This is a genomic window from Pseudomonas sp. SDO5532_S415 (genome assembly GCF_054071155.1).
Map to the genome: position 1 here is coordinate 1 of NZ_JBSVWS010000225.1, position 7,467 is coordinate 7,467.

The 7,467-nt window shown below is 60.6% G+C and carries 7 protein-coding genes; 2 read left to right on the forward strand and 5 right to left on the reverse strand.

Annotated elements, in window-relative coordinates; all coding sequences use genetic code 11:
- Positions 1 to 74: 74 nt before the first annotated feature.
- The 4 genes from peaD to peaA form a co-directional block, all read right to left on the reverse strand.
- Positions 75 to 1,193 (reverse strand): quinohemoprotein amine dehydrogenase subunit beta, encoded by a 1,119-nt coding sequence (peaD, locus tag ACW9HW_RS27575; RefSeq protein WP_457402465.1) that lies wholly within the window; start codon positions 1,191 to 1,193, stop codon positions 75 to 77.
- A 24-nt stretch (positions 1,194 to 1,217) separates the two neighbouring features.
- The gene (gene qhpC, locus ACW9HW_RS27580) at positions 1,218 to 1,541 is read right to left on the reverse strand and encodes a quinohemoprotein amine dehydrogenase subunit gamma (protein WP_008016081.1); all 324 of its coding nucleotides are present in this window, start codon (positions 1,539 to 1,541) and stop codon (positions 1,218 to 1,220) included.
- Position 1,542: 1 nt separating this feature from the next.
- Positions 1,543 to 2,973, reverse strand: coding sequence for a quinohemoprotein amine dehydrogenase maturation protein (peaB, locus tag ACW9HW_RS27585; RefSeq protein ID WP_095197353.1), 1,431 nt, complete (start codon positions 2,971 to 2,973; stop codon positions 1,543 to 1,545).
- Between the two features lie 83 nt (positions 2,974 to 3,056).
- Entirely contained in the window at positions 3,057 to 4,637 is a 1,581-nt protein-coding gene (gene peaA / locus ACW9HW_RS27590) for a quinohemoprotein amine dehydrogenase subunit alpha (RefSeq protein WP_457402467.1), read from the reverse strand.
- Positions 4,638 to 4,979: 342 nt separating this feature from the next.
- Here peaA and ACW9HW_RS27595 point away from each other — a divergent pair, with 342 nt between their 5' ends.
- Positions 4,980 to 5,336: a hypothetical protein gene (locus tag ACW9HW_RS27595; RefSeq protein WP_457402469.1), complete on the forward strand. Its 357-nt coding sequence runs from the start codon at positions 4,980 to 4,982 to the stop codon at positions 5,334 to 5,336.
- Between the two features lie 47 nt (positions 5,337 to 5,383).
- Here ACW9HW_RS27595 and ACW9HW_RS27600 read toward each other — a convergent pair whose 3' ends face one another.
- On the reverse strand, positions 5,384 to 5,638 hold the full coding sequence (locus ACW9HW_RS27600; RefSeq protein WP_457402471.1) for a DUF1652 domain-containing protein: 255 nt from the start codon (positions 5,636 to 5,638) through the stop codon (positions 5,384 to 5,386).
- 276 nt (positions 5,639 to 5,914) lie between these two features.
- On the opposite strand from ACW9HW_RS27600, the gene ACW9HW_RS27605 reads away from it, so the two are divergent.
- The gene (locus ACW9HW_RS27605; protein WP_457402473.1) at positions 5,915 to 7,405 is read left to right on the forward strand and encodes an aldehyde dehydrogenase family protein; all 1,491 of its coding nucleotides are present in this window, start codon (positions 5,915 to 5,917) and stop codon (positions 7,403 to 7,405) included.
- Positions 7,406 to 7,467 lie beyond the last annotated feature (62 nt).

Below are 7,467 nucleotides of genomic sequence, written 5' to 3' on the forward strand. Positions count from 1 at the left end.
ACAGTTGACCGAGTTCTTTCAGTAAGAATGCGATCAAAATGTGGGAGCGAGCCTGCTCGCGAAGGCGTCTGTAATTACCGCACGAAAATCTGCGCCGTGGTGATCGCCATATCCCCGCCCGGCAACTTGATGCTGCCGATCTGTTTCAAGCTGTCGGCATCGAAGATCGCCACATCGTTGAACGTCCCGGCCAGGTAGATCTTGCTGCCGTCCTTGTTGAAGGAAATGCAGTAGTAGGAATGATCAAGCGTCGCCGCCTGCAGCATCTTTTTCTCCTTGATGTCGTACTTGGCCAGGCGATTGAGCACACCGAACATCAGGTTCGGGTCTTTCGGCGAGCGCATGCCGCTGAAGTAGATCTCGGTCAGGGGTCCGAAGTCGGTGGTTTCGGTCTTGCCGGTCTTCAAGTCAACGCTGAACAGGCCGTACAGGTATTCCGCCGTGGCCGGATCCTGTTTCTTGTCCTTGAACTTCGCGGTGGTGTAAAGCAGCGAGAAGTCATGGCGCCAGGTCTGCTGGTTCCACACGTAGAGCACATCCGGCGCGCTGTAGTTCGCACGTTTCCAGTGACGGCTGGGGATCAGCACGTCGAACTTGCCGGTCTGCACGTTGACCTTGTAAACGTCCGCCCCCGCCACGTACAGCGTGCCGTCGTCACCGCTCTGCATGATGGTCAGCTGCCGGGGCGCCGGGAAACTGCGCACCGGTTTGGCGTCCAGGCCGGCGTCGGTCGCGTACACATCGAGCCGCGGCGGCTGCACTTCGTAGCGATCATTGAGCATCAAGGTCGGGTTGGCGACGGTGTACAACTCCTTGCCGTCGTGGCTGACGGTGAAGGCAAACATCGACTTGGCTTTCTCCCCTGGCTTCTGGGTGATGCTGGCGTGGAACACCTGTTTGCAGCTGTCCAGTTCGACGCCGTAGACATCCGCGTAGTGATTGTTCAACACGTAGGCAGTCTTGCGATCCGGCGACAGCTGCACGGTGCCGGGACCAAAGGCGTCCGGCATCTTGCAGGTCTTGAACAACGTGTCGGTGGCCAGGTCGATCACGTGCAGGTTGTTCGGGTAATTAGTGGTCACCATGTACTCGTGACCGCCTTGCAACGCAGTGTTTTCATCGGCCAGAACCGTGAGCGAACAGGTGCTCAGGACGGCGAAAGCGGCCAGGCCGCAGGCTTTGATGCTGTGCATGCTGGAATCCTTCTTCTTGTCGAATCACTTGTCTTTCGGGAAGACAGTGCCGAGGTTTCGCCAGTTGTCGTTGGACGCCTGGGCATCCTTGTTCCAGTCCGGGTAGGTGCTCATCATGTCCGGCACCTGGGCCGGCCACCAGCAAGGGTCGGAGCAGCCGTACAAGTCGGCTTCCATCGGCTGGCACAGCGACGACACACCGCCGAACGCGTCGATTTCCCAACCCGGGTCGGTGGTCGAGGCGCAGCCCGCCACGGAACTCATCGCCACCACTTCTTCGATGCGGTTTTCATCCGCGGCCTGATCCAGCTTCAACGCTTTGTTATTGATTGCCTTGAGATGTTTCATATCAGTGAGCCTTGCGCGGAGTGATGTAGCTGCTGATGAACGCAGGGTTATGGGCCATGATCCGGGTGTAGACCTCGATACCGAAGTCGACCCAGTCACGCATCAGTTCGCAGTAGTGGTAGGTCGGGTGCGTCGGGTCGCCGTAGCGGGCGTAGCTTTCGTGGTAGCAGCCGCCGGAGCACAGGTTGCGGATCTGGCAGTCTTCGCAACCGGTGTTGGTGCGGTCCAGGCGTTGAGACAGAAAGTCGTTCAACTCCATCTGTTTCACCCCGCTGTGGACGTTGCCGAAGGTCGGCAGGCTCGAACCGGTAAAACGGTGGCACAGGTTCAACTCACCTTTGTGATCCACCGCCAGCATCTTCAGGCCCGCGCCGCACGGCAGGGCTTTTTTGTGGCCTTCGTGGATGTCGGTGATCAGCTGGTGCAGGTTGGAGAAACCGATGTTGCGGTGCTCCAGCGCGGCTTCCAGGTAGCGTCGACCGAGGGCCTTCATGTTGGCGAACACCTGCACCAGTTCATCGCTGGTCAGGTTGAAGCTGCTGATGTCGCCGGAGGTCACCGGGGCGAAACCGACCTCGGCAAAACCCAGTTCGTTGAACAGGTGATCCCAGATGGTTTCAACGTCGGTGACACCGGTGGTCAAGGTCACCCGCGCACCCACCGGACGACTGTTGTAGCGCGACAGCAGCATCTCGGCCTTGCGCCGCACCACATCGTAAGTGCCCTGCCCGCCCACCGTGATGCGGTTGCGGTCGTGCACGGTCTTCGGCCCGTCGATGCTCACCGACAAACCGAAGCGGTGGGCATTGAGATAGTCCACGGTTTCTTCGGTGAGCAGCGTGGCGTTGGTGGTCATGACGAACTCGACGAACTTGCCGGCCTCGGCAAAGCGCTTTTCACAGTAATCGACCATGTACTCGATCAACTTGCGATTGCTCAGCGGTTCGCCGCCGAAAAACACCACGGTGAAACGCTCTTCCTCCGGTGATTCCTTGAGCAGCATTTCCACCGAAGCGATGGCGGTTTCGACGTCCATTTTCTTGCCGGCCGATGGCTTGTCGAGGTCCTCCTTGTAGCAGTAGGTGCAGCTCAGGTTGCAGCCGGTGTTGACGTTCAACACCACGGTATTGATTGCCGTGCGCTCGACGCGCCTGGTGGCGATGTCCGGAGTCAGCGGCGAGCCGTCGCTGACCAGCTCCAGGGCCATCAGCTCGCGCAGGGTCTCGGTGACTTCTTCGCCGTTGAAGCGCGCGGCCAGGCGCTGGATCAGGTCGTCCGACGAACAGCCGGGGCCGCGCAAGGTATCAATGATGGTGCCCGTCAGTTCATCGCTGGCGAACAGCGAACTGCTGGGGATGTGGAACAGCATGCGGTCGGCATCGACCTGCACTTCGTGCAAGTTGCGTTCGACCAGATTCAAGATAGCGCCCATGGCAAACCTCCTGTGCAGGCCCCGCTTGGCGGGGCTTGCGGTCATTCCGAATAGTGTCTGGATCCGTTGAACGATCAAACAACTTATGGAATGGGTGGATTGTTCCAGCGTTGTACGGTCACGATCATGTGCCCTTCGCCGGTCAGGGATTTGCCTGCGTCGTCGACGGCGGCGATCACCTTGAGGTTGCCGGCATTGTTGGTGGACATTTTGCGTGCCGGGTTCGGCCCGGCGTCGCCCGGTGTGAACACGCCGGTGTCGGCCTGCATGGTGCCGGCAAACTTGACGTCTTCGTCTTCCCTGGCGCGGTCGTCGAAGGCTTCGACCTTCCATTGCGCCGGGAACACGCCGATGCGATACGGCTTGCCATCGGCGCCCTTGCCCCAGGCTTCGGCGTCGAAGCGGCCCTGGACTTTCGGCGTCGATCCCCCGCCCTCGCCGATCCGCGCCACCGAGAATTCCGGTACCACCTTGACCGAGGCGATCTTGTTGTAGACCGACAGGCTCGGGCCTTTCAGCGTGCCGACGGTGACCGCGCGCAGGCCCGGCTGAGCGTTGGCCGCGGCCTTGAGTTTGACCTTGATCCGTGCCGGACCCTGCTCGACGATTTCAACCACTTCAACGCCTTTGCCGAAGTTCGGCTTGCCGGTCAGGCCGCTGCCGATCAGGGTGACTTCGGTTTCGGAGCCCGCCTTCAGATAACCTGGTTGAACGGCCAACAAACGGCTGGAACCTTGTTTGGCTGCGACAAAATCCAGACCTCGCTCATCATGCTCGGCCTCGAACATGCGCCCCTGCATGGCGTTGCCCTGGGCGGCGAACACCTGGCGCATGGTCACGCCGTCGATGCTGACGTTGCCGCGCCATTCGTAACCTGTGTAGAGAATCGCGCTGCCATCACCGTTGAACGGCGTGCCGTCGGTGTATTGGCCCTTGACGCTGACCTTGAAGGTGTCGCTGCCGTCAGCGCTCACGCTCATCACACCAGCCAGCTCACCTTTGCCCGGCAGGTGACCACTGAAGCTCCAGTCCCCCACCAGCGCCTCACTTTTCGGCGCGGTACTCAGCCATTTTTTCCAGGCCGGATTGTCCAGCGGATAACGCTTGGCCAGCAACGGCACCATTTCTTTGCGGGCCAGGTCGAACCAGTCGCGGTCGCGGGACAGTGCCTGATACTCCAGCGACGGCCATTGGCCGAGGTGAAAGTTCACCAGACGCTCCCATTCCTGGGCCGGACGGCGTTGCAAGGCGACCCGTGCCCCGGAGTGACAGCGACCGCACATCTGGCTGGTCTGGTCGTCGAACTGCTCGACGGTGTTCAGACGACGCTCCATGGCGTAGCGCACGCCGTCGGTCTCGCTCGGCGCCAGGCCCTGGGTGTCGGCCAGGTACTTGACCAGCGTCCGCCGGTCTTCGTCGCTGATCTGCAAACCGTGCATGGTCTGCATGCGGGCGATGCTCATCAGCCAGCCTTCCGGCGTCTTGCGCTGGTGGCTGATGCGGCTCAGGGCGTTATCGGCTTCAGGGGTGTGACAACCTTGGCAAGTTTGCTGGAGGATGGTCTGGGCATCGCGGGCTGCCAGGCTGGGAGGCGAATGCAACGCTACGCAAGCCGCTACGGCCAGCAGGCTGGCGCTCATGCCTGATCGGAGTTTTCTCTTCATCAACGTCGAACCTCGCACGGTGCTTTCTTATTTTTGTGGCTTATCGTTTTTTTGGTTTCTGCCGTCGGCGTTGATCCGCTGACGGAGGCAAGAGAAACGTCTGCGATGAGCAATACACGGAGCGTGCCAGCTTGGCGATAAGCTTTTTAATCAATCACTTGCGTTGATTTGACTGCACAAAGCCATGCCTGGACGCACTCACTGGCGTCTAATATCGCGACAGCTGTTGCAGTCTGAGACAGCATAGATGTCCTGCCGCAACAGCTCATCGGCCGGCCATTGACGACCGGCAGCGGCAAGCGCGAAATGGTTGTTCACCGATTGCCAGGAAGGGGAAAAAAAATGGCAAGCATCACTGTCCTGGCGGGGGACTTTCTGCAGGGTGACGGAGATTACCGGGATGGCGTTTTTACCCTGAGAACGTCGCTGCACCCGTGGCCCGGCATTACGCTCCCGCTGTCGAAATTCAAAAACCTGGAAGTGGCCAACGAGGAATCGATCAACAACATCAAGGAAGCCATCGGCTTCGGCGTGGCGGGTGCCATGCTGCTCGGGCCGATCGGCGCATTCGCCGGCTTCATGTTGGCGGGCAAGGAAACCGAAGTGACTTTTCTGGCAACGCTCAAGGATGATCGCAAGTTGCTGGCTGCCGCAGATAGCAGCACGTTCGAGGAAATTTCGCGAAAAATGATCTCATGAGGCGCAGGCGCAGGCCGCACCACCCTCGTGGTGCGGCTGACGCGGGCTCAGTGGTAGATCGTTGGCTGAACGCCTTTGTGCGCCTCGATCTGTTGCCGCATTTCCGCCACCAGCGTCGCGATCCCGTGGACGGTGTCCAGTTTCCACAGCGGAACATGGGTGGCGATCAGGTCCACCTCACCGGTCATGCAATCGCAGACCCGAATCGTCAGCGACTGATCCGGCGCCAGGCTGCAGGTGCATACCGAGGGTAGAAAACTGCGCTCTATGATGCTTTGAATTTCCAGGGGTGAAAGGTTCATCGCTGCCTCCCTTACGCCAGAAGTAATGCCGGGAAAATGATCCCTCACTTCACCCACCGAACGAAGAAATTCTATTCCTCGCCAATGGGGGTCTCAAGATGACGGGCGGGCTGTTCGTCGTCTCAACAGCTGTCGCGATTTGCGACAAATGCATCGCACCACCGAGTATCTCCGGCTTAGGTAACCCCCCCGCCAGACAAGGGCTCACCAGCCCTTCCGGACACTTGGCACAGCCATTGCGAAGCTCCGTTCACACGAACAACAAGAGGCCTCGCCATGTCGCTCCCTAACCTGCTTCCCGTCACTTCGGCATTTATCCAGCGCGCCCCGCGCATGCTCATCGGCGGCGATTGGGTCGAGGCCGCCGACGGCCAGACCATGAGCCTGCACAACCCGGCCACAGGCGAAGAACTGTGCGTGGTGCCACGGGCCACGCCGGAAGATGTCGACCGTGCGGTGCTTGCCGCTCGTCAGGCATTCGATGATTCCGCCTGGACCCGCACCCGCCCCCGCGAGCGGCAGAACCTGTTGTGGAAACTCGCTGACCTGATGCAACGCGATGCCGAGCTGTTGGCACAGCTGGAATGCCTGAACAACGGCAAGAGCGCCGCCGTTGCCCAGGTGATGGACGTACAGTTGTCCATCGACTTCCTGCGCTACATGGCCGGCTGGGCAACCAAGATCGAAGGCTCCACGGTCGATGTGTCGGCGCCGCTGATGCCCAACGACCAGTTCCACAGTTTCATCCGCCGCGAAGCGGTGGGTGTAGTCGGCGCCATCGTCGCCTGGAACTTCCCGCTGCTGCTGGCCTGCTGGAAACTCGGCCCGGCCCTGGCCACCGGTTGCACCGTGGTACTCAAACCCGCCGACGAAACGCCGCTGACCGCCCTCAAACTCGCCGAGCTTGTGCTGGAAGCGGGCTACCCCGAAGGGGTGTTCAACGTGATCACCGGCACCGGCATCACCGCAGGTTCGGCCCTGACCCATAACCCGCTGGTGGACAAGCTGACCTTCACCGGCTCCACCGCCGTGGGCAAGCAGATCGGCAAGATCGCCATGGATTCGATGACCCGTGTCACCCTGGAACTGGGCGGCAAATCACCGACCATCGTCATGGCCGACGCCGACCTGCCAAGCGCCGCCGCCGGTGCCGCCAGCGCGATTTTCTTCAACCAGGGCCAGGTCTGCTGCGCCGGCTCGCGCCTGTATGTGCAACGCAAGCATTTCGACAATGTGGTGGCGGACATCAGCGACATCGCCAACGCCATGAAACTCGGCAACGGCCTGGACCCAAGCGTCGAGATGGGCCCCTTGATCTCCGCAAGGCAACAGGAGCGGGTTTACGGCTACATCGAAAAAGGTCGGGAAAGCGGCGCGACCATCGCCTGCGGTGGCGAGCAGTTCGGGCCGGGCTTTTTCGTCAAGCCGACGGTCATCGTCGACGTCGATCAAAAACATTCGCTGGTGCAGGAAGAAATCTTCGGGCCGGTGCTGGTGGCGATTCCGTTCGATGACGAAGCCGAAGCGCTACGCTTGGCCAACGACAGCCCTTATGGCTTGGGCGCGAGCATCTGGTCCAATGACCTGGCGGCGGTGCACCGGATGATTCCACGGATCAAGTCCGGTTCGGTGTGGGTCAACTGCCACAGCGCCCTGGACCCGGCGCTGCCGTTCGGTGGCTACAAAATGTCCGGGGTCGGGAGAGAGATGGGGTATGCGGCGATCGAGCATTACACTGAATTGAAGTCGGTGTTGATAAAGCTCTGATTTGCGGCGTCAGTCAGGCCGCCATCGCGAGCAGGCTCGCTCCCACAAAGGAACGTATTCCC

Excerpts from the sequence above, each read along its gene's own strand:
- peaD (WP_457402465.1), bottom strand. The coding sequence starts at position 1,193 with ATGCACAGCATCAAAGCCTGCGGCCTGGCCGCTTTCGCCGTCCTGAGC.
- qhpC (WP_008016081.1), bottom strand. The coding sequence starts at position 1,541 with ATGAAACATCTCAAGGCAATCAATAACAAAGCGTTGAAGCTGGATCAG.
- peaB (WP_095197353.1), bottom strand. The coding sequence starts at position 2,973 with ATGGGCGCTATCTTGAATCTGGTCGAACGCAACTTGCACGAAGTGCAG.
- peaA (WP_457402467.1), bottom strand. The coding sequence starts at position 4,637 with ATGAAGAGAAAACTCCGATCAGGCATGAGCGCCAGCCTGCTGGCCGTA.
- ACW9HW_RS27595 (WP_457402469.1), top strand. The coding sequence starts at position 4,980 with ATGGCAAGCATCACTGTCCTGGCGGGGGACTTTCTGCAGGGTGACGGA.
- ACW9HW_RS27600 (WP_457402471.1), bottom strand. The coding sequence starts at position 5,638 with ATGAACCTTTCACCCCTGGAAATTCAAAGCATCATAGAGCGCAGTTTT.
- ACW9HW_RS27605 (WP_457402473.1), top strand. The coding sequence starts at position 5,915 with ATGTCGCTCCCTAACCTGCTTCCCGTCACTTCGGCATTTATCCAGCGC.